Here is a 19,854-nt window from a genome sequence, read left to right as displayed (position 1 = left end):
ATAAATCAGAAAGTAAAGGTTATTTTTGCATACATGCTGCGCTGGACAGAGGTGGGGGCCACATTGAGATCCTGCTGGGCATATTCCTGATGATTTTTCTCCAGAAGATTCTGTCCTACAAGGCTCAGTTCCACATTGGGCGTGGGTGACCAGGCCAACCGTGCATCCAAGGTTGTGTAGGCCGGGATGTTGTACTCATCCGAGATGGTCAGCTCATCAACGTAGCGTCCCCAGAGGTCCAACTGGACGTTATGTCCCAGATCCAACAGGGAGCGGATGGAAATCTGGTTCTGCGGGGAATCTCCGTCAGTTGTGCCGGCGTGTGAATCATATTCGTTCCCCTGGATTTGAAAATGCATGTTCAAAAAGGTATAGGCTCCTTCCACGCGCCAGAAAGGGCGGGGTTGCCATTCCAGAGTTATTTCTGCGCCATAGGTTTGCGCGTCCATTTTGTTGGTAAGTTCCACAGGAATTTCCAGCATGCCTTGGGCATTGATTGTTCCATCCTGAAAATGTGTTGTTACTGTTCGGAGATCGTCATACTCGTTGTAAAATCCGGCGATATCCAGGGAAAAGGTGTCGGTAGGCATGATCCTGTAACCCAGTTCGTAAGCCGTGACCCATTCCTTGTCGTAGTCCTTACTGCCTTGTACGGTGAAACGAACAGGAACAGTGTCTGGAGGTCCAGGCGGCAAGGGAATGGGTATTGCGTTTTTGGGGACTTGTTCTACCGCCGAAAACAGGACTGACTGTTCCCCCCTTGAAGGAGATCGGACTGCACGAGAGACCGATGCCCACAAGGTGTTGTGCGCATTGGGGGTCATGACAATGCGGGCCGTGGGTTCCACTGCGTCTCCCCATTCGTCGCTGTATTCGAATTTTGCCCCCAGGGTGAGCTGCAACATGTCCGGAGCCAGGTCAATTCGGTCCTGGATGAATCCCGTGTACAAGGCTGTGCGCTCCTTGTTTTGGGTAAACCCCAGTGTGCTGTCACCTTTGAAGCTGTCCTTCAAGTATCGCAGCTCCCCTCCGACAAGTACATGATGCCTGGGGCTAAGGTCAAAGCTGTGCTGGATGTCCGCATCAATGATATCGCTTTGATACAGGCAGATGTACTCGTCGTGTTTGAGCCGATCATAGTAGATCTGAAATGAGGTGCTTGATGTTTCGGAATGATTCCGTTCGAAGCGGAAACGAATGTTCCCCCCGTTTTTCTGAATGGTTTTGTCTTCATAGCCTGTTGTACCCGTGGCCGGATCCAGCAGATTGATGTTTTCGCCAAATGCACCCGTAAAGATGTCGCCCTGCAGGGTTGCCGAATTTTTGTTTAGAGGGTTCCAATCGATGCGAAAGCCTCCCTGTTCCTTGTTCCATTGGTCCTCGGGATCCATGTGGATGGGACCACCCGTATCGGCATTACGCCCCTTGAAATAGATGCGGTACGACGTGTCCATGCCCATCAGGCCACCATGGCGTGCCTGAACAACCTGATCTTCCGTGCCTACAAGGGAAGAAACCAGCGAGCCAAGGGTGTCTTCTGCCTTTTTGGTGATGATATTGACGACCCCGTTGACCGCATTGGCACCCCAAAGGGAGGCCCCTGGTCCGCGGATGACCTCGATGCGTTCAATATCCTCCAAAACCATGTCCTGAAGATCCCAGAAGGTTCCGGAAAAGGACGGGCTGTACACGCTGCGACCGTCCACAAGCACCTGCAGTTTGTTGGCAAATCGGCCGTTGAAACCACGCGAGGAAACCGCCCATTTATTGGCGTCGATCCTGGCAACCTGAAGACCAGGAACCATGCGCAGCAGGTCCGGAATGGTGGTTGCCGTGCTGCGCTGGATGTCCTGACTGGTAATGACGTAGATGGCCGCCCCTGTTTGGAAGTATTTTTCCGGTGTTTTAGATGCCGATGAGACTTCCTGGGCAAGAAGCTCTTCCAGGTCCATGTGTTTGAGATTGGTGAGGGTCGACGCACTTGCTGCCAGGGCTCGAGCCTGGAGGATGAGCATGCACAGACTCGTGATGGAGACAATGGAGAACATGGTGCGGAAAAGGTTGATGTGGATGGTTCTGCAAGGAAAATGGCCCTGTGGCTTCGCCTGCATCAAAAACTCCCTATTTGATGTGCAATGAATATGTGTGAAGAAGAAATTGATGGGAGTGTATAACAATAAAGATTTTTTTGCAATGTATGATTTGTTTGTTGTTGTACAATGCGATTTTTTTAGCTCCATACTATGAAAAATGTATGACAATAGATGATTGATTTAAGTGGTGTTATTTTGAAAAATACCGTGTAACGTGTGGTTAGAGTAAATATCCATTCATTTAAGTCGGTTGTTAACTCAAGCCAATAAAGCCCCCCCTCTGAGGAGGAATCAATGGAGAATGTCGATTTTGTCTGACAGTGTATCCTTTCGTCGGGTCCTGATGGTTGCTGGAGGGCATTTTGTTCATGATGTCTATTCGAGTTTTCTGGCCCCGTTTCTTCCCCTGATCATTGCCAGGTCCTCCATTTCCATGACCCTGGCAGGGCTTTTGACCGTTTTTTTCAGATCCAGTTCCCTGGCCAATCCCTTTCTGGGCATTCTGGCGGACCGCCGGGATCTGCGGGTTTATTTTGCGGCCGCGCCGGCTGTCACGGCCATGATCATGTCCAGCCTGGGGCTGAGCACGAGCTATCCTCTCATCTGTCTCATGCTGCTTGTGGCCGGGGTGAGCGCGTCCCTGTATCATGTGCTGGGACCCGTGTTTGTGGCCCGGTTTTCCGGGTATCGGGTCGGGCGGGGCATGAGTGTGTGGATGGTGGCTGGTGAACTGGGGCGCAGTGTGGGTCCGGTGGTGGCGGCCGGTGCCGTGGGCCTGTTCGGGTTTGAGGGCATGTGGGGCATCATGGTTTTTGGTATGGTTGCCTCAATCCTTTTATACCAGCAGATCCGCACGGTGCCCGTTGTCAGGCATGATCACGGGCCACGGCCTTCGGTCATGGCGACCTGGCGCGAGCTGCGGTTTGTCATGCTCCCCATGAGCGGTCTTCTGGCCTCAAGGGCCTTTTTGACCGGTACCCTTGCCGGATTTCTACCCACGTACATGGTCATGGACAAGGGATACACGGTGGTCATGGGCGGCATGGCCCTGGCGCTGTTCGAGCTGGTGGGAACGGCTGGTTCGCTTTTGGGAGGCTCCCTGAGCGATATCATTGGCCGCAAGAAGGTCCTTTATGCGGGGATGGTTCTTGGTCCGGCGTGGCTGCTTGTGTTGGTGAGGGCCCATGGATGGGCAATCACGCCGTGTCTGGTGGGTATCGGTCTTTTTGTATTTGCCTGCTCGCCGGTCCTTTTGGCCACGGTCCAGGATCATGCCGGAAAGAATCGGGGGGCGGCCAACGGGTTGTATATGGGACTCAATTTCGGGATCACGTCCCTGATCCTTTTGCTGGTGGGCTGGGGCGTGGACCGGTTCGGCTTTGATGCTACCTTAAGCGGGTGTGCAGTGCTTTCCTGGGTCAGTCTGCCCTGTATTTGGGCGCTGCCGGAAAAGGGAAAAACAGACGCCGGTGACGGGGCAGAGGCGTAACAAAGGCGAAAGCCTGATGGTTGGTTGGCGGAGAGACAAGGCAGGCCTTGTCTCTCCGGATGCATGGATGCCGGTTGCCGCTGGCCTCACCCTTGTCCGTCCTGCCCGTGCATGTCCGGAATGGAACCTTGTTTCCCGGCTTTTGTCTGTCTCTCCTGTCTCATGTATTCTCTTCAAGTCTGTACCGTTCGGGCTTTTCAGGCCAGAGGGCGGCGATCACATCCCTGACCAGATCCTCCACGGATTTTTCTGCCTGCAGGGTGTGGGCGGCCACCATCATGTACAGGGGTTCGCGTTCCCAGAGAAGTTCGCTTAGTTCTTCTTGCAGCGGATTGTCACTGAATGGGGGGCGTTGTTCTGCTGTTGCGTTGTCCTGCTCCATGCGGCTTGCCAGGAGCGGGGGATTGCCCATGAGGTAGAAGGTGGTCCCGTTTTTCTGGAGAAGATCGCGGTTTTCCGGTGCGAGCACGATTCCACCTCCTGTGGCCACTATCTGCCCCCTGTTGGAACAGACGTCACGCAGGACATCTGTTTCAAGCTTTCTGAACGTTTCCCACCCCTTTTCCTCGATGATTTCCCGGATGGTTGCGCCCGCTTTCCGGGCAACAAGGCTGTCCGTATCCACGAAGGATGCGTCCAGTTTGTCAGCCACCTTGCGGGCAAGGGTGGTCTTGCCGCTGCCCCGCAGGCCGACCAGAAACACATTGGATGCGGCCAGGTCAAAGACCACGTGTCGGGTTTTGCCAAAGACCATGGTTTCGTCGGGGTTTTCAACATCAAATTTTTTGCAGATAAATGGTTTCATGGTGTCTCCCTTGTTGAGCCATGCTCTGTACACACGCAATAGTCCGCTTTTGTGTGCACAAATCAGGATTGTTTGCTTTACAATAAGTTCTTTCAGGCTTACGCTGCAACTATTTTCAAGGAGTTGTCAAAGCCCGATCCGCAGGAAATCCAGGGAGCGGGCTGTCTGAATAGATGAGGCCTTTTTTCCCTGCGGGCAGTACGATCCCGTGGTTCTGCGAGGGATCTGATGTCATCAACCGTTATGCAGCCTGTACGTGGATATTGTGCAGGCACCAGGCAAGAGATTCAAGGGAGGAACAGCATCCGCACGTAAAAGATGCGCACAAGGAGGTACACCATGCGAAAAGCAGCCAGACACCTGGTGGAAACCATGCTTGAGCAGGCCGGTGTCACGCCCGGTGGCAACGCGCCCTGGGATATTCGCATTCATGACGACCGGCTCTACGATCGGGTCCTTTGCGACCATAATCTGGGGCTTGGCGAGGCGTATGTGGAAGGATGGTGGGATTGTCCCCGCATTGATGCGTTTATTTCCCGGGTGCTTGCGGCCCGGGTTACGGATCGACTCTCGGGCAACCTGAAGCTTTTGCTCAAGGCCCTGCCTGCCTACCTTTTCAACAACCAGACCAGACGCAAGGCTGGCAAGGTGGCCCGGGTACATTACAACCTGGGCAATGATCTGTTCCTTGCCTTTCTCGATTCCTACCTCCAGTACAGCTGCGCCTATTTCCAGGATACAGACGATCTGGAAATAGCCCAGCGCAACAAGATGGATCTCATCTGTCGCAAGCTTGAGCTTGCTCCCGGCGACCATGTCCTTGATATCGGGTGTGGCTGGGGCGGCCTGGCCAAGTATATGGCCGAGGAGTACGGGTGCCGGGTCACGGGTGTGAACATCTCGGACAAGCAGATCGAGTATGCGCGCACATGGTGCCGCTCCCTTCCCGTGACCATCGAGAAAAAGGACTATCGGGATGTGCGCGGGACCTTTGACAAAATCGTGTCCGTGGGCATGTTCGAGCATGTTGGGGCCAAGAACTACCGGACATTCATGCGCAAGGTGGACTCCCTGCTCGCGGACAAGGGTATCTTTCTTTTGCACACCATTGGCGGCAATGCCCCCAATCTGCGCTGTGATCCCTGGATCACCACCTATATCTTCCCCAATGGCATGCTCCCTGCCATCGGCCAGATAGCCCGGGCCTGCGAAGGAATCTTTGTGGTCGAGGACTGGCACAACATCGGCCCGCACTACGATCCCACCCTCTTGGCCTGGCACAAGCGGTTCATTGACCACTGGGACAGCCTGAGCTCGACATACGGCCAGGCCTTCAAGCGCATGTGGGAATACTATCTGCTCTCCTGTGCCGGGGCGTTTCGGGCACGGGATATCCAGGTCTGGCAGGTGCTCATGACCAGAAAGGGCCGTACCCAGCCCGTGTGCCGGTAGCCGGGCACCAAGGAGCAATGTCCGGCTGTTCCCGGGGCAGGATGCCTTCCGGTACGTTCATGAACGAAAAACCAGCCCCCAGCAAATGATACCTGCTTGTCACGGTGTTGTTTGCTGGGGGTTCGTGTTGGTGGTTCCCGCCTTGGAGCGTTGCGGACCATTGATGGCACACAGCCGTTCAGGTCAGGCGTGACCCAGGGCCATTTCTTGTCAGGGTGCTGGCACCCTGCGCAGCCGTGGTTCGTTCAGACTGCCTTGCAATTGCAGGGTTTGCCGGGATGTTGTGTTGACAAGGGAGAGGATGCCTCCAAGTTCGTCCGTACCAGGATCATACGTCCCCCTTCCGGTCAGGGTGAAGGATCGGTTTTTGAGAGTGAAACGCCGGGTCTTCATGACCCCGCTTTCAACATCGAACCGGGCTGCAAGCAGGGAAAAGGGAATGATGTCCCCAGGGGGGACCATGCGTTCGGTGAGGGGGGAGGGTGACTTGCTGCCGGGAATGCGTACCCCGACAAGGGTGCCGTTGACCGCATCAATGGTTGCCTGGCCGTGCATGGTTGCCACATGGGGACGCCAGGGAACATCCTGCCAGGTCAGATCGAAAAACATGTCCATGGCACCGAGAAGGGCAGTGGACGGCTGGTCCGTATCAACGAGGTCGCGGATTTGAATGTTCTTGAGATGGGTTCTGAGGGTGGAGGTCGGCGGGCTGGCGTTGAGGTTGACCCGGATATTGGCCTCCATGGTGCCATTGGCGATGGTTGCCTTGAGGGGATAGATGCGCACGATGCCCTTGTTGACGCGGACAAGGGTTTGGGGATTGTCCGCGACCAGTGATCCCAATGTGATCCGGTTGGCCGAGAAGCTTCCCCGTACCCGGGCGGTTTTGAGCCATGCGGGCGGTTCTGCCGTTCTGTCCGTGTCCGGGGCGGGGGGAAGATATCTGCCCATATTCACGTGATCTCCAAAGGCCTTGAAGGTGATGCTGGGGCGGGTAAAATCAGAGACCCTTGCCTGGCCGCGCAGTGTTTGTCCGTCCATGACCGTGTGCACGTCCCTGAGAGCCAGGGTGTCCGGATGCAGGGAGAAGTGGGTGCGGAGATCGACTCGTCTCGGCAGGGTTGTGAGATTGTTCGCTGCAAGCCCCAGGGCGCGTGCAGCCTGGGTGAAGACGGCGTTTACAATGACGCCCCCTTCCCAGGAAGGCCGGGCCCAGTTGATGGTTGAGGATGTCAGGATGTCCAGCCCGGGAAGGGTGGCGCGAACGGCGCGCAAAACCAGCCTGTCGTTGGGCGGGTCAAGGAAAAGCGTCCCCGCAAGGGTCGTGTTGATTGACGTAGTTGGCAGGAACGGACTGGGAGCAGTCACGCGGGCCTGGATGTCTTGCACAAGCAGGGTGGTCAGATCCCGGGACAGGGTCAGTGAACCGTTCAGGTCCAGGGCCATGTTGTTGCAGGTTGCCCGACATCGCGCTGGGGCAGGAACCTCTCGGCCAAGTCCCTGCACGTCCAGTTCGGCGATGGTCAGCACGCGGGTGGTCCCGAATATGTCCGGCAGCCCGGTGAGTGTGGCGTTGGTGATGCGGAGTTGCTGGATATGATTGATGGCAAGGGGTAAGGCCGTTACAGAGGGCGGGCCGGAATCGGACCGCGTCTGCTGGGTGTCGGGCGGGGAGATCTGCGATGCCAGATCCGCATCCATGGTCAGCCCGTGAATGACGATTCGCGAAAGATCAAACCCGCCAGACCATATGGACCATGCAGACACGCCCATAACGCATTGTTTTGCTTCAACAAGGGGCAGGTTGTGGGGTTGACCGGGCACGGTGAGACGTACTCCCCTTGCCATGAGTTCGGGGCGGGGAAACAAGGAAAGCTCCAGCGGTTTTCTGATTTCCAGGGTAAGGCCGGTGTGCTGGTGCACCAGTGTGCGCAGCCACGGCTTGAGATCGTCGGGATCAATGAGGATGGTGGCCAGGGCCATGGCCAGGATGAAAAGGGCCAAAATGCCCAGAAAGATTTTCAGGAACCAGCGCATGGGACCAATCTATGGGCAAGCCGGAAAAAACGCAAACCAGTGGCCATGTTCGGACCATGAAGGGGAATCAGGCCCGTGAACGAGCCATGCACAGGTAATAAACGATCCCGGCAGCCAGGATGGAGGGAAGAGACGAACCCAGGGGTGAGTTCATGGCTGCCAGTCCCTGGAAGACCCCGAAGCCTGCAATCCATGCCAGGATGGCGGCCCGGTTGACGCCCTTGAAATACCAGTAGGGTCCATGGGGTCGATTGAGGTCCTCCGTTGCCATGTGACGTTTGTTGAGCAGAAAATAATCGGTCATGACAATGCCCAGAACTGGCACGAACATGGCTCCGATGAACAGCAGAAAGGACTCGTACTGGGCCATGGGAAAGACAAGGGCTACCAGAATGGACAGGATACCCGATGCCCAGATGACGGTTTTGGGTTTGATCCTGTCCGAGATGTTCAGGGCCGAACAGGTGGACGAGTAGAGATTGGCAAAATCCGAAGTGATGGTGGAAAAGACAACCAAAAGCAGCGCAGGCACGGCCAGGCCCAGAGAACCCATGGTTCGCAGAATGAGCATGCCCGGGTCGGTTTCGCCGGTAATAAGTGTGGCCACAAGTCCGAGAACGTACATCCAGGAAGAAACCAGAAAATAGCCCCACCAGGTGTTCCAGAAGGATGTTTTGGTGCTCCTGGCGAACCGGGCGTAATCAGCCACCAGGGGCATAAAGGAAATGGGCATGGCAATGACCAGGTCAAGGCCGGTCATGAAGTTCATGGTTACGGGTCTGTTCACGGCCGCGGCCACGCCGATCTCCTTGAACGAAACCACGGTCATCAGACAGACCACAAGGAGCAGGCCGATCACTGCGGTATTCTGCAAGGTTTTCCACAGGGGTTTTTCCGTGAGCAGTGCCCAAATGAGGGTGCCCAGACCGATGAGGATGATCCAGAATCGTTCTGATGACGGAACAGGGGCAAATCTGGCAAGCATGGCCCCGGCATGACCGCTGATAATGAGCATGATGGCGGCCCAGCCCACGAGCTGGATGATGTTCAGAATGGCCGGCAGTATGGAGCCCCGGATGCCAAAGGACGGGCGCAGGGAGGTCATGGCCATGACCCCGTGGTCCGAACCAAGGATGCCGCATCCGGCCATGAGTGTGTTGCCAATGATGTGGCCGAGGATGATGGCGCCCAGGCCGGCCCACAGTCCCATGGGAGCAAGAAAGCCTCCGGCCCAGATTTCGGCCAGGGAGACGGCCACGCCGGACCAGAGAAGAAAATAATCCATGCCGCCGAGGGTTCGGCGGGTAACAGGCAGGGTAGTAATGTCCATGGCACCTGGTGATTGATCGGTTTACGTCCCGGGACGTGAACGGAAGGTGGTTGTGAAGGAGCTAGCGCTTGTTTCGAGCGCGTTTGGAATAGGCGCCTTTGTTCTTGGTGGGTCGCGACGTGGTCTTGTGGGGCCTGCCGACACCCAGGGCATAAAAGGCGCCGATAACAACGATCAGGGCAATGGCTACGATAATGAGGGCATCCATGAAACGATTTCCTCCCTATGTCGGGGTTGACTCCGCGTCCCGCAGCAGTGGTTGCGCGTGATCCGGCCCGGGATTCGGGATCAGGTTCTGCCCGAAATCCGGGGAACAAAGAACCGGTGAGCATCTGCCTTCACCCATATAGGGGGAAGCCCGCTGAGTAAAGCCTGGAAGATCATGTCAAAGGGGTGGCGGCATTTCCGGGTAGCGTTCATGCCCAAGGAATGATTCGGTTGAGCAGACGTGTTCCACACAACCCGAAAGACCGACCCTTGCGGGCCGGTCTTTCGGGTTGATAACCGTGTATCAAAACGATTCGTGCATAAATCTGGTTGTTCAGCTTTCGCGTGACGGACCGGATTGTCTGGGGGAAGCCATCTGGAGCGGCTCTGCCACGTTCACGAATTCTTCAATCAGTGAGGGATTCATGCGCACGGCAATTTCAAAGGCCTTCATGCGCATGTCCAGTTCTTCGGCATCCTTGGGAGAGAGGTTGCGGGCGTGGGTGCCAGGGTCGATGGTGATCTCGATTGTTTTTTGCATGCGTCTCCCTTGTTGGAGGTGTGGTTGATACGGGATGTACTTTCAAGCCATGCAATCAAAGTGCCTTTGAGGGCAGACGACTGCAACCAGGCAAGCCCTTGTCGGCAGACGGGTACCTGGAGGATCAAGACGAAATCCAAGGCACAGACCTATAAGGACGGAAATCATACTTGTCAAAGCGGATCATGGGTTTTGTCCGCTGGTTCGGCAGCCAGCCCCCAGACCAGCACGGTTCCCCGTGCCAGGGACGAATCAGTGGTTTCAATGACGACGTGGCAGTGGGATTGCCCCGGGGTGTCAAAGCTGTGCATGGCGTGGAGATCATGGATTTCGCATTGCCAGGAAATGGCCGTGCCCTGCATGAAGCCAACGCGCACAGGGCCTCCTTCCGCAAGCACAACATCAACCCGGACGCCTTTGGGGTTGATGCCTATTTTCCGGCGGGAACAAGAGCCGAACAGGGTGAATTGCGATTCTCTGATGATGTAATGCATGGACATGAGTGGATGTGTGTGAGACAGGGAAAAAGGTCCGTGATAACGAAAATGTCGTTACAACATACAAAAAGGGTATGCGGCATGACCCTTCAGCGTTGCACCCAGCCCAGGTGCGTGACGGCCCAATGACCGATGAGAATGGCTTCAGCCGCATCGTGCCTGAGGGATGTGGGGGCCTTGGCCGTTGATCTGGCAATGATTTCCCGAGCCTTGACCAATGCGGTCCTCTTGGCTTCACGCCCGGACCTCCGCTGTCTGCTCGTGAGCAGGTCCGGACGCCAGGTTTCCGCGGTGATGCGCATGACCTGAATCTGTTTTTTCCAGGCGGTGCGTTCCCAAAGGGAAGCAATGTGCCCGCCGCCTTCCAGAACCAGATGGGTCAAATTGGGATACGTACCCAGCATGGCCCAGAGTCCTTTGGCCAGTCGGCCCGGCGAGGCAAAATGCCGGGATGCGTAGACCAGAAGATCGCCGCTGGCATCATAGGCTGCCAGACCTGTACGCAGACCGATGTCCACGGCCAAAAGCACCGCCTTGTCCGTGTTCTTTGCTGGGTCGGATTGAAGGGCCATGGCTTACCATGTATGCCAATGGGCCGCGGATGTCATCCATGCATTGGTTGACGGTTCGAGGTCCCCTTTGTACAGGCAGGCGCATGTTCGGAAATCGGGTTGCACCTTTCGCCTGTTTCGAGCGAACCAACGACCCTTTCATCCAAGAGGTACCACGCTCATGACTGCTTCTCTCCCCCTTGTTGCCATTGTTGGGCGTCCCAATGTGGGCAAATCTTCCCTGTTCAACCGGATCCTGCGTCAGAAAAAGGCCATCACCCATGATCGATCCGGGGTAACCCGTGATTCCCTTTTCGGGGAAGTGACCCATCTGGAAAAACCCTTCACCATGGTCGATACCGGAGGTCTCGTTCTGGAGACCCCGCAGGAACTGGAGGAGGAAATCCTGGAACAGGCCAGGGAGGCCATTTATGCAGCAGATCTGATCCTGTTTGTTGTGGACGGCAGGCAAGGTCTTACGGGCATGGACGAGGATGTATGCGCCTATTTGCGTCAAAGCGGCAAGGATGTTGTGCTGGTGGTGAACAAGGTCGACGGGCCCGAGCTTGAGGAAACGCTGGCAACCGAATTTTATGCATTGGGTTTTCCCCTGACCTGTGTGTCTGCGGCCCACGGGTTTGGTATCTCCGTGCTGCAGGATCTGATTGAGGAGCGTTTGCCGGTGGTGGCGGCTGAGGAGAAAGATCCCCGGCCGCGCCTGGCCATGGCCATGCTTGGTCGGCCCAATGCGGGCAAGTCCTCGCTGATCAACGCCCTGGTGGGCACTAATCGTCTCATTGTCAGCCCGGTGGCCGGAACAACGCGTGACAGCGTGGATGTGTCCTTTGTCCGGGAAGGAACCAGATACGTGTTCGTGGATACCGCCGGTATACGAAGGCGGACCCGGATTGACGATGATCTGGAGCAGTACAGTGTGATCCGTGCCCTGCAGGCGGCCAGAAGGGCTGATGTGGTCGTTTTCGTATTGGATGGTTCCCAGGAACTCTCGGCACAGGACAAGCGGCTTATTTCCTATCTTGATCGGGAAAAGATCCCGTTTATTGTTGCCGTGAACAAGACGGATCTCATTCCCCGCTACGAGTTGAGAACCAGACAGCAGGATATCAGGGATGCCCTGGCCTTTTGCGGCCACGCACCCCTGATTTTCATTTCCGCCCTCAAACAGCGGGGCGTGAACAAGATTGTTCCCCTGGCTGGCAAGCTGGTCAAGCAATGTATGGCCCGCATCGGGACCGGCGAATTGAACCGTTTGGTCAAAATGGTCACCGAGCGGCACCAGCCGCCCATGGTCAAGGGGCGACGCCTCAAGATGTATTATCTGACCCAGGCCAAATCCACTCCCCCAACCTTTGTTTTTTTTGTCAATGATCCCGCCTTGGTCAAACCAAGCTATGCCAAGTATCTGGAAAATCAGCTTCGCAAGTTTTTCAGACTGGATATGGTGCCCCTGAAGATCGTTTTCCGGGGAAGCCATGCCAAAAAACGTTGACGATTTCGTGCCCCAATATGCAAGGATTGAAATTTCCAACCCAAAAGAGACGGCTGTTTACAGCCGTCTCTTTTAGGTTGGTGGGGCAGGCGGCAGGGTGTTACTGCCGGTAGATGATCGTTCCCACGTGCTCGCCGTTGAGTGCCCTGGTCAGGTTGCCGGGAACCAGGCCGTTAATGATCTGAACCTGATCAATGACTTCACTGTTTTGAATGATGTCCAGGCAGGGGCGTTCAATGACCAGATCGTCCTGATCCATGTCCATGAGCTCCTTGGCTCCTATCTTGGGAATGAATCGGGCATTCGGGTTCTTCTTGGGATCATCCGTATACAATCCGTTTTCATCCTTGACAAAGATGATGTTTCGGGAACCGATGAGATCGGCAATGAGAACAAGACCTACATCGGTCCGGTGGATGGGGATACGTCCGGTCTTGGGGCGCATGGCAAAATAGTCGTACGGGGGCATGCCGTGCATGACCGGAATGATGTTTTCGGCAAAATACGCCGGGAGTTTGACAATGTCGCTGTGGGAGATCTTCACGCCACCCCAGGGGGAAAGAAGGGTGGCCAGCATGAGGGCGTTCTGGTCGGAAATGGTGCTTCCGAACTTGGCAATGACTCCCGTGGGCATGCCCAGCTCCAGACCGATGGTGTAGATATGCCGGCTTCTGGTGCCTCCTCCCGTTGTGATGAGCATCTTGTGTTTGCTCCGGTTGTCCGCGATTTCCCGGGCAATGGCGGGCAGTGCCTTGGCTCCCCTGTCACACACGGACTGGCCGCCGACCTTCAGGAGGCAGACGTCCGGATACAGTCGTTCCTGGGGGGCCACTTCCAGGGTTTCGAGAAACTTTTTGCTGACCAGACTCTCTCCCATGAGCCTGCTTTTGACATGCAGTCTTTTGCCGTCTTTTTCTCGTACAAGTGACATGGAATCTCCTTGATGCGCTTTTATTCGGTTGCAGGACCATCATGCTTTTCCCCCAGACGCAAGGGGATCAGCTCGGCCTTCATGACTTCGGCAAGGTGTTCCAGTTCGGCCATGCGCAGGTGATCAACATAGATTTTCAGATTGCAATCGGCCACGGCCACAACACGGTATCTGGGCTTTTTCTCGCCTTCGCCTGTTTTTCTGCGAGAACGATAGAAAATTTTTCCGGACATGATGACCTCCTGGTTTGGGGTTTGCCACATGCTTTCTGTTTTCCATAGGCACAAAATGCGGCAAAGGGAAGGTCTTGCATGATAACGAGTCGATTCCCGGACGTTTTGGCGGTTGCAGTGACCAGTGAACGGGAACCTTTGGATCAGCCATCCCGGCTCAGGATGCTCACGCCGTGGGCGGGACAGTCCACCAGAACCCTGTCGCCCACGCAAATGCTCAGGGAGGTGAACTCGCGAAGGGGAATGCGCACGCTTAGGGGAACGCCCATGTCCACAAGGGCGCGGATGTGCCTTCCTTCGCGGGTAAGCTGCATGACCGTGCCCGTTATCCTTTGGGGTTTACCGGCCTGGGCTGTAACTGGAAAGAGTTTGATGGACTGGGGGGCTATGGCCAGCTTGATCTTGCCCTGGACGCTGCTTGCAAGGGGAACGGCAATCTGGTCGGTCAGCTTGGCAAGAGGCATGCCATCCTGTTCATAGACCTGGGCGCTGAAAATGTTTTCGTGAGTCGAAGCGCTCCTGCGGCCGTCAAAGAGAAAGATGGTTTCCTGGGCCAGCCTGGAAACCTGCAGCATGTCGTGGGTGCACAGGATGATGGACATGTTTTTTTCCTGGTGTACCTCATGGATGATATTTTCAATGGCGATCTGGTTTTCCACGTCCACACTGGCTGTTGGTTCGTCGAACAAAAGAACCCTGGGGGAGCAGGCAAGGGCCCGGGCAATGGCCAGCCGTTGGGTTTCTCCTCCTGAAAGGTGGTGACTTCGCTCGTGGATGAAGGCGCGCATGCCCACGAGATCAAGGCTTTCCTCCACAATGCGCTTGCGTTGCCGGGCGGGTATGCCTCTGACCTTGAGGCCGAATTCCACATTTTTGAAAACCGATGTACTGAACAGGATGGGGTGCTGGTCAACCAGGATGACTTCCCGGCGCAGGGCAAGCAGTTCGTTGGGATGTGAGCGCACCAGGTTGCCCCGGTACCAGAGGTTGCCGCTTGACGGGGTGTCCAGAAAGGCGAGCAGGGAAAGCAGGGTGGATTTGCCCGAACCGTTGGGACCGAGGAGCCCGTAGATGTTTCCTGCCTGGATGTGCAGCTCGTCGATGTCAAGGACGGTCCGTTCACCATAGGTCTTGCGCAGATTGCGCGCTGCATAGAGCATCAGTTCCTCCCCCGGCCTTGGAAAAGATTCAGGATGACGTTGACCAGAAGACTGATGGACATGAGCACCAACCCCAGGGCCACAGCCAGGACGAATTCGCCCTTGTCATATTCCAGGGCCATGGCCGTGGTCATGGTTCTGGTGAACCCTCTGGCATTGCCGCCCAGCATCATGCTGATTCCGATTTCCGAGATAACCCGCCCAAAGGCCGCCACCACAGCGGCCATGATGCCGAAGCGGGCCTCACGCAGGATGACCAGGGCTGTTTGAAATCGTGTTGCTCCCAAGGTCATGGCTGTTTGGCGATACCTGGCATCAATGCGGCTGATGGCCGACAGGGTGAAGGTGGCCACAACCGGGAGAATGAGCAGAACCTGGCCGATGATGATCGCCTTGGGAGTGTAAAGCAGATCCAAGGCTCCAAGGATGCCCCGCCTGGAAATGAACGAGTACACGAACAGGGCGATGACCACGGTGGGCAGGGCCAGCAGGGTGTTGAGCAGGGTGACCACGGTTCGTTTACCAGGGAACTCCCTGATGCCCACGGCAAAGCCCAGGGGGATGCCAAGGCAGGCGGCCAGCAGGGTCGAGGAAAGACTGACCTTGAGGGATACCCCTACGATTTCGACCAGCTCGGGGTCGAAATCCCGCATCAGGGTCAGGGCGGAAAGGAGACTGTCGGTGAAGAAATTCATGGGGACACCCGGTTGAGGGTGAGTGTGCAGTGAGGAGGCGCTATGAGGCCTGGACAACGGGCCGCATGTATACCGTTGGAGTCATGAGGCAGACCGGGGCGTTGTTCCCGGCCTGCCTGTTCATGGTTATCGTGCGTCAGGAATGGCGTCGGGGTAGAAGAGCTGTTCCCCGAGGAGTTTGTAATTGGCGATAAGGGCCTGTCCCTTGTGGGAGGTGATCCACTCGGCAAAGGTGGTTGCCAGGTCGACCTTGACGTGGGGGTGCTTGGCCGGATTGACCGGAATGACCCCGTAGGGATTGTACAGCAGGGGATCGCCTTCCACCAGAATGTTCAGGTCAAGACCCTGATTGCGGCCGAGTTTGTACTTCAGATAGGTTCCCCTGTCGGCCAGGATGTAGGCCTGTTTTTCCTCGGCATAGGTCAGCGACTTGCCCATGCCCTGACCTATGGACAGATACCAGTCACCCAGACCCTTGGGATGCGAAAAGGTGACCATGGTTTTCTTGCCCTTTTTGAAGATGGACTTGAGCACCTTTTCCTGAGGCAGGCCCGTGGCCTTCCACAAGGACTGTTCTTTGGTGTGGGTGCCGCTGTCATCACCGCGAGATACGAATTTGGAACGGGACAGGGCGATCTTTTTCATGGCTGCTGCAGCGTCTTTCATGCCGGCGATGCCTGCGGGATCAGCGGCCGGGCCGAGAATGATGAAGTCATTGTGCATCACGGGATACCGCTTGGTGCCGTAGCCATCGCTGACAAAGGCCTCTTCGCGGGATTTGGCGTGTACAAAGATGACGTCCACATTGCCATCCATGCCGTCGCGAATGGCCGCGCCGGTTCCCTTGGCAATGACCTTGATCTGGATGCCGGTATCCTTTTCAAGGGCGGGCAGGAGCACGTCCAGAAGTCCGGAAGCCTGGGTGCTGGTGGTGGTGGACATGGTCAGGACCTTGTGCCCGTCGGCCTGGACCGTGCCTGCTGTCAGAAAAAGCAGCGCCAAAAGTCCGGCAGCAAAGGTCAAGCAATGTTTCATGGTTCCCTCCTCGTGTATGGGTTGTCGGTTCTATGCCGCGTTTGGCTGAACACATGATCTGCCTGATACATGTTCTTGGCCTTTATCGTCAACAGGCTGAGTCGGGCATGACCGTGTCCCTCCTTGGGGGGAGCAAGACCAAACAAAAAGCCGAAAACAGGTTCTGTTTCCGGCTTTTTATGACTGAAACGAATGGTTGTCAGAAATCCAGGGTCGATTTCCAGGCCTTGGTCAGGTACTCGATGCGGCTGGTAAAAAGGGCCTTGTCGTTTTGGAAAAAGGAAAGCTCCCTGCCCGGTACGGTCTGACCGATCCAGGCCAGGGGCTGGCTGGCAAAGCAGCGTTCAAACCGTGTGCGGTGTTCGGGTTTGACCGTAACCAGTAACCGGCTGGCCGATTCACTGTATAACAGTTCCACCGGTGACAGGGGGGAGCCCTGGGTGGGGACCCGGTTCAGGTCGATCTGGGCCCCGATGCGTCCTCCAATGGCCATTTCGGCCGCGGCCACGCCCAGCCCGCCGTCGGAAAGGTCGTGGCAGGAGGTGATATAGCCCTGCTGGATGGCCTGGAACAAAGACAGATAGCGGGTTCTCGCGGGGATCAGATCCACCTGGGGGACCTGGCCGCCCTTGATGCCCAGCAAAGAGCAGAGTTCGCTGCCGCCCAGTTCGGCCCTGGTCAGTCCGAGGATGTAGATGAGCTCGTCCGGAGCCTTGAAGTCAGACGTCTGACACTTGGTAATGTCGGGGATGACTCCCATGACGGAAAAAAGGACCGTGGGCGGGATGGAGATCTTGGTGGTGCCGCCTGTGTAGTCGTTTTTCATGGAGTCCTTGCCCGAGATGCAGGGTACACCATAGCCCATGCAGAAGTGGGCCAGGGCCTGGTTGGCCCGGACAAGTTGTGCCAGCTTGTACTCGCCGTCCGGGGTCTTTTCCGATTGAACCGGGTCGCACCAGCAGAAATTGTCCACCCCGGCCATGTGCCGGATGTCCGCGCCAACAGCCACGGCGTTGCGGATGGCCTCGTCAATGCAGTTGGCCATCATCCAGTAGGTGTCCAGATCACTATATTTGGGGCAGATACCGTTGCTGATGACCAAACCCTTGTTGGAACCAAGGACCGGCCGGATCACGCCGGCGTCTCCGGGACCGTCCAGCTCGTCACCCACCAGAGGCTTGATCACGCTGCCCCCCTGGACTTCGTGGTCGTACTGCCGAATGACATATTCCTTGGAACAGATGTTGGGCCGGGCAAGCATGTCTTCTAGAAAGGCGGCATGATCACCTATGGTTGCGGGATCAATGGTGATGGATTGGGGCAGATCCGGACGTTTCCATACGGCTGAAAGTTCCATGCGCGGGGCGCCGTCGTGCAAGAACTCCATGTCCATGTGGCAGACGATGCGATCGCCGTATCGCACATGAAAGACTCCGGAATCCTGGAATTCACCGAGCACGGTGGCTTCCACGTCCATTTCCCGGGCCAGGGAAAGGAACCTGTCCAGGTTGTTTGGGGGCACGGCCAGGGTCATGCGTTCCTGGGCCTCGGAAATGAGGATTTCCCACGGATCGAGTCCGTCATATTTGAGGGGAGCGAGCTTGAGATCCATATCGCATCCCCCGCAGTCCTGGGCCATTTCACCCACCGAGGAGCTGAGGCCACCGGCCCCGTTGTCCGTGATGGCGTTGTACAGGCCCAGGTCCCTGGCCCGCATGAGAAAATCGTACATCTTGCGCTGGGTGATGGGATCACCGATCTGCACAGCCGTGGCCGGAGAACCCTCGTGGAGCTCTTCCGAGGAAAAGGTGGCTCCGTGGATGCCGTCCTTGCCAATGCGCCCGCCGGTCATGACGATCTTGTCTCCGGGCAACGCCTTTTTGTCTTCGCTGGGTTTTCCCTTGATCGTCTTGGGCATGGTGCCGATGGTCCCGCAGAAAACCAGGGGTTTGCCCAGGTAGCGATCGTCAAACAAAATGGCCCCGTTGACCGTGGGGATGCCCGACTTATTGCCTCCGTGTTCCACGCCCTCGCGCACCCCTTCCAGAACCCGACGGGGGTGCAGCAGCCGTGGCGGGATTTCCTTGTCGTAAAAGGGCGAGGCAAAGCAGAACACGTCCGTGTTGCACAACAGGTTGGCGCCCATGCCCGTGCCCATGGGATCGCGGTTGACGCCCACAATGCCGGTAAGGGCGCCGCCATAGGGATCCAGGGCCGAAGGGCTGTTGTGGGTTTCCACCTTGATGCAGACGTTGGTGGATTCGTCGAATCGGATCACCCCGGCGTTGTCCTTGAACACGGACAGGCAGAAATCATCATCGCCCATGCGCTCCCGCAGGGTTTGGGTGCTTCCCTGGACATAGGTCTTGTACAGGCTGGTGATGGTCGTTCGTCTGCCCTTTTCCGCATCCGTATAATCAATGGTCGCGTTGAAAATTTTGTGTTTGCAGTGTTCCGACCAGGTCTGGGCCAGACATTCCAGTTCGGCATCCGTGGGATTGGCCGGCAATCCGTGTTTTCTGCGTTCTTCAATGGTCTTGACGTCGGTAAAATGGGCCTTGAGAAGGCGCATTTCCTTGAGGCTCAGGGCCAGGGTCCTGGACCGGCTCAATTCCATGAGCCCCTGATCGTCCATGTCTGCCAGGGGAATGATTTCCACCCGATCCGATGCCTGGCCCGTAACCCGGGCCGCCTGGGCCGGAAACCCCGGGCTCTGGCGCCAATCTTCCATGGACGTGAACTGGAAGCGTTGGATGAGCTCGTTGGCCAAAAGATCTTTGGCAATATGCTCCACGGCCTCCCGGGAGAGATCGCCCTCCAGCAGGTACTGGGTGGCCGTATACACGGCCACGCGTTGTTTGCGCGTCTCGTCCAGGTCAAGGACGGTGGCCAGACTTTCCCTGGCGGTCTTGCCTTCGTTATCGGTCACCCCGGGCCTGAATCCCACTTCGATGATCCAATCGAAATCCCGAGCCAGGGGGCTCATGGAAGGTATATGGAGCACAGGATCATGCAATGCACCGAGTTCAACGACCCTGTCGATTTCTTCGCCGCTCAAACCGGACACGGTATAGACCTTGATCAGGCGGACCCTGTCGATGGCCAGACCGAGTTCGTTGCGGATTTTGCGGGCGACGTTTTCGCCCTGTACATCGCGGATGCTATCTTGCAGGCCGATTTCAATACGTGTGAGCATGAATGAAAACTCCCTGAACACGGTTCTCGTAAAGAACCCTTGCAAATGGTGATGGTTGGATCGGATGACTCCGATGGCCGATCTATTCGGCA

General features: G+C 56.6%; 17 protein-coding genes. 3 read left to right on the top strand and 14 right to left on the bottom strand.

All coding sequences use genetic code 11. The features are described 5' to 3' along the window. Positions 1–5: 5 nt before the first annotated feature. A complete protein-coding gene (locus tag DPF_RS05225; RefSeq protein WP_176724174.1) occupies positions 6–2,111 on the bottom strand; it encodes a TonB-dependent receptor plug domain-containing protein in 2,106 nt (701 codons plus the stop codon). Positions 2,112–2,394: 283 nt separating this feature from the next. Between DPF_RS05225 and DPF_RS05220 the strand changes: the two genes are divergently transcribed. Continuing rightward, positions 2,395–3,582 (top strand): MFS transporter, encoded by a 1,188-nt coding sequence (locus DPF_RS05220; RefSeq protein WP_069857817.1) that lies wholly within the window; start codon positions 2,395–2,397, stop codon positions 3,580–3,582. 160 nt (positions 3,583–3,742) lie between these two features. On the opposite strand, the gene aroL is transcribed toward DPF_RS05220, so the two are convergent. Continuing rightward, on the bottom strand, positions 3,743–4,387 hold the full coding sequence (gene aroL / locus DPF_RS05215; protein WP_069857816.1) for a shikimate kinase AroL: 645 nt from the start codon (positions 4,385–4,387) through the stop codon (positions 3,743–3,745). Between the two features lie 339 nt (positions 4,388–4,726). Between aroL and cfa the strand changes: the two genes are divergently transcribed. Then, positions 4,727–5,839, top strand: a complete 1,113-nt coding sequence (gene cfa, locus DPF_RS05210; RefSeq protein WP_069857815.1) for a cyclopropane fatty acyl phospholipid synthase — start codon at positions 4,727–4,729, stop codon at positions 5,837–5,839. Positions 5,840–6,049: 210 nt separating this feature from the next. On the opposite strand, the gene DPF_RS05205 is transcribed toward cfa, so the two are convergent. The 6 genes from DPF_RS05205 to DPF_RS05185 all read right to left on the bottom strand — a co-directional run bounded on the left by DPF_RS05205 (position 6,050) and on the right by DPF_RS05185 (position 11,023). Continuing rightward, positions 6,050–7,876 (bottom strand): AsmA family protein, encoded by a 1,827-nt coding sequence (locus DPF_RS05205; RefSeq protein WP_069857814.1) that lies wholly within the window; start codon positions 7,874–7,876, stop codon positions 6,050–6,052. A 67-nt stretch (positions 7,877–7,943) separates the two neighbouring features. After that, entirely contained in the window at positions 7,944–9,206 is a 1,263-nt protein-coding gene (gene cytX, locus DPF_RS05200; RefSeq protein WP_083254485.1) for a putative hydroxymethylpyrimidine transporter CytX, read from the bottom strand. A 61-nt stretch (positions 9,207–9,267) separates the two neighbouring features. After that, a complete protein-coding gene (locus DPF_RS14015; RefSeq protein WP_176724173.1) occupies positions 9,268–9,414 on the bottom strand; it encodes a hypothetical protein in 147 nt (48 codons plus the stop codon). A 333-nt stretch (positions 9,415–9,747) separates the two neighbouring features. Further along, the gene (locus DPF_RS05195) at positions 9,748–9,954 is read right to left on the bottom strand and encodes a hypothetical protein (RefSeq protein ID WP_069857813.1); all 207 of its coding nucleotides are present in this window, start codon (positions 9,952–9,954) and stop codon (positions 9,748–9,750) included. 173 nt (positions 9,955–10,127) lie between these two features. After that, on the bottom strand, positions 10,128–10,454 hold the full coding sequence (locus tag DPF_RS05190) for a hypothetical protein (RefSeq protein ID WP_069857812.1): 327 nt from the start codon (positions 10,452–10,454) through the stop codon (positions 10,128–10,130). An 86-nt stretch (positions 10,455–10,540) separates the two neighbouring features. Beyond that, positions 10,541–11,023: a hypothetical protein gene (locus DPF_RS05185; RefSeq protein ID WP_069857811.1), complete on the bottom strand. Its 483-nt coding sequence runs from the start codon at positions 11,021–11,023 to the stop codon at positions 10,541–10,543. A 160-nt stretch (positions 11,024–11,183) separates the two neighbouring features. Here DPF_RS05185 and der point away from each other — a divergent pair, with 160 nt between their 5' ends. Next, entirely contained in the window at positions 11,184–12,512 is a 1,329-nt protein-coding gene (gene der, locus DPF_RS05180) for a ribosome biogenesis GTPase Der (RefSeq protein ID WP_069857810.1), read from the top strand. 100 nt (positions 12,513–12,612) lie between these two features. Here der and DPF_RS05175 read toward each other — a convergent pair whose 3' ends face one another. The 6 genes from DPF_RS05175 to DPF_RS05150 all read right to left on the bottom strand — a co-directional run bounded on the left by DPF_RS05175 (position 12,613) and on the right by DPF_RS05150 (position 19,762). Then, positions 12,613–13,443 carry an amino acid kinase family protein gene (locus DPF_RS05175; protein WP_069857809.1) on the bottom strand — a complete coding sequence of 277 codons (831 nt, stop codon included), beginning with the start codon at positions 13,441–13,443 and terminating at the stop codon, positions 12,613–12,615. A gap of 20 nt (positions 13,444–13,463) precedes the next feature. Next, positions 13,464–13,676 (bottom strand): hypothetical protein, encoded by a 213-nt coding sequence (locus tag DPF_RS05170; RefSeq protein WP_069858741.1) that lies wholly within the window; start codon positions 13,674–13,676, stop codon positions 13,464–13,466. Between the two features lie 143 nt (positions 13,677–13,819). Further along, positions 13,820–14,836 (bottom strand): ATP-binding cassette domain-containing protein, encoded by a 1,017-nt coding sequence (locus tag DPF_RS05165; protein ID WP_069857808.1) that lies wholly within the window; start codon positions 14,834–14,836, stop codon positions 13,820–13,822. Continuing rightward, complete coding sequence (locus DPF_RS05160) at positions 14,836–15,531, bottom strand: ABC transporter permease (RefSeq protein ID WP_069857807.1); 696 nt, start codon at positions 15,529–15,531, stop codon at positions 14,836–14,838. The genes DPF_RS05165 and DPF_RS05160 overlap by 1 nt, the downstream gene beginning before the upstream one ends. Before the next feature lie 126 nt (positions 15,532–15,657). Beyond that, on the bottom strand, positions 15,658–16,566 hold the full coding sequence (locus tag DPF_RS05155) for an ABC transporter substrate-binding protein (protein WP_069857806.1): 909 nt from the start codon (positions 16,564–16,566) through the stop codon (positions 15,658–15,660). A 199-nt stretch (positions 16,567–16,765) separates the two neighbouring features. Next, the gene (locus DPF_RS05150; protein ID WP_069857805.1) at positions 16,766–19,762 is read right to left on the bottom strand and encodes a phosphoribosylformylglycinamidine synthase subunit PurS; all 2,997 of its coding nucleotides are present in this window, start codon (positions 19,760–19,762) and stop codon (positions 16,766–16,768) included. Between the last annotated feature and the right edge of the window lie 92 nt (positions 19,763–19,854).

This window comes from Desulfoplanes formicivorans (genome assembly GCF_001748225.1).
Taxonomy (GTDB): domain Bacteria; phylum Desulfobacterota; class Desulfovibrionia; order Desulfovibrionales; family Desulfomicrobiaceae; genus Desulfoplanes; species Desulfoplanes formicivorans.
The sequence above is the reverse complement of the archived record's forward strand: the minus strand, read 5'-3'. Positions and strand labels throughout refer to the sequence as shown.

What these genes read in the sequence shown, in the direction of transcription:
- DPF_RS05225 (WP_176724174.1), bottom strand. Translation starts at nt 2,111, where the DNA reads ATGCAGGCGAAGCCACAGGGCCATTTTCCTTGCAGAACCATCCACATC.
- DPF_RS05220 (WP_069857817.1), top strand. Translation starts at nt 2,395, where the DNA reads ATGTCGATTTTGTCTGACAGTGTATCCTTTCGTCGGGTCCTGATGGTT.
- aroL (WP_069857816.1), bottom strand. Translation starts at nt 4,387, where the DNA reads ATGAAACCATTTATCTGCAAAAAATTTGATGTTGAAAACCCCGACGAA.
- cfa (WP_069857815.1), top strand. Translation starts at nt 4,727, where the DNA reads ATGCGAAAAGCAGCCAGACACCTGGTGGAAACCATGCTTGAGCAGGCC.
- DPF_RS05205 (WP_069857814.1), bottom strand. Translation starts at nt 7,876, where the DNA reads ATGCGCTGGTTCCTGAAAATCTTTCTGGGCATTTTGGCCCTTTTCATC.
- cytX (WP_083254485.1), bottom strand. Translation starts at nt 9,206, where the DNA reads ATGGACATTACTACCCTGCCTGTTACCCGCCGAACCCTCGGCGGCATG.
- DPF_RS14015 (WP_176724173.1), bottom strand. Translation starts at nt 9,414, where the DNA reads ATGGATGCCCTCATTATCGTAGCCATTGCCCTGATCGTTGTTATCGGC.
- DPF_RS05195 (WP_069857813.1), bottom strand. Translation starts at nt 9,954, where the DNA reads ATGCAAAAAACAATCGAGATCACCATCGACCCTGGCACCCACGCCCGC.
- DPF_RS05190 (WP_069857812.1), bottom strand. Translation starts at nt 10,454, where the DNA reads ATGTCCATGCATTACATCATCAGAGAATCGCAATTCACCCTGTTCGGC.
- DPF_RS05185 (WP_069857811.1), bottom strand. Translation starts at nt 11,023, where the DNA reads ATGGCCCTTCAATCCGACCCAGCAAAGAACACGGACAAGGCGGTGCTT.
- der (WP_069857810.1), top strand. Translation starts at nt 11,184, where the DNA reads ATGACTGCTTCTCTCCCCCTTGTTGCCATTGTTGGGCGTCCCAATGTG.
- DPF_RS05175 (WP_069857809.1), bottom strand. Translation starts at nt 13,443, where the DNA reads ATGTCACTTGTACGAGAAAAAGACGGCAAAAGACTGCATGTCAAAAGC.
- DPF_RS05170 (WP_069858741.1), bottom strand. Translation starts at nt 13,676, where the DNA reads ATGTCCGGAAAAATTTTCTATCGTTCTCGCAGAAAAACAGGCGAAGGC.
- DPF_RS05165 (WP_069857808.1), bottom strand. Translation starts at nt 14,836, where the DNA reads ATGCTCTATGCAGCGCGCAATCTGCGCAAGACCTATGGTGAACGGACC.
- DPF_RS05160 (WP_069857807.1), bottom strand. Translation starts at nt 15,531, where the DNA reads ATGAATTTCTTCACCGACAGTCTCCTTTCCGCCCTGACCCTGATGCGG.
- DPF_RS05155 (WP_069857806.1), bottom strand. Translation starts at nt 16,566, where the DNA reads ATGAAACATTGCTTGACCTTTGCTGCCGGACTTTTGGCGCTGCTTTTT.
- DPF_RS05150 (WP_069857805.1), bottom strand. Translation starts at nt 19,762, where the DNA reads ATGCTCACACGTATTGAAATCGGCCTGCAAGATAGCATCCGCGATGTA.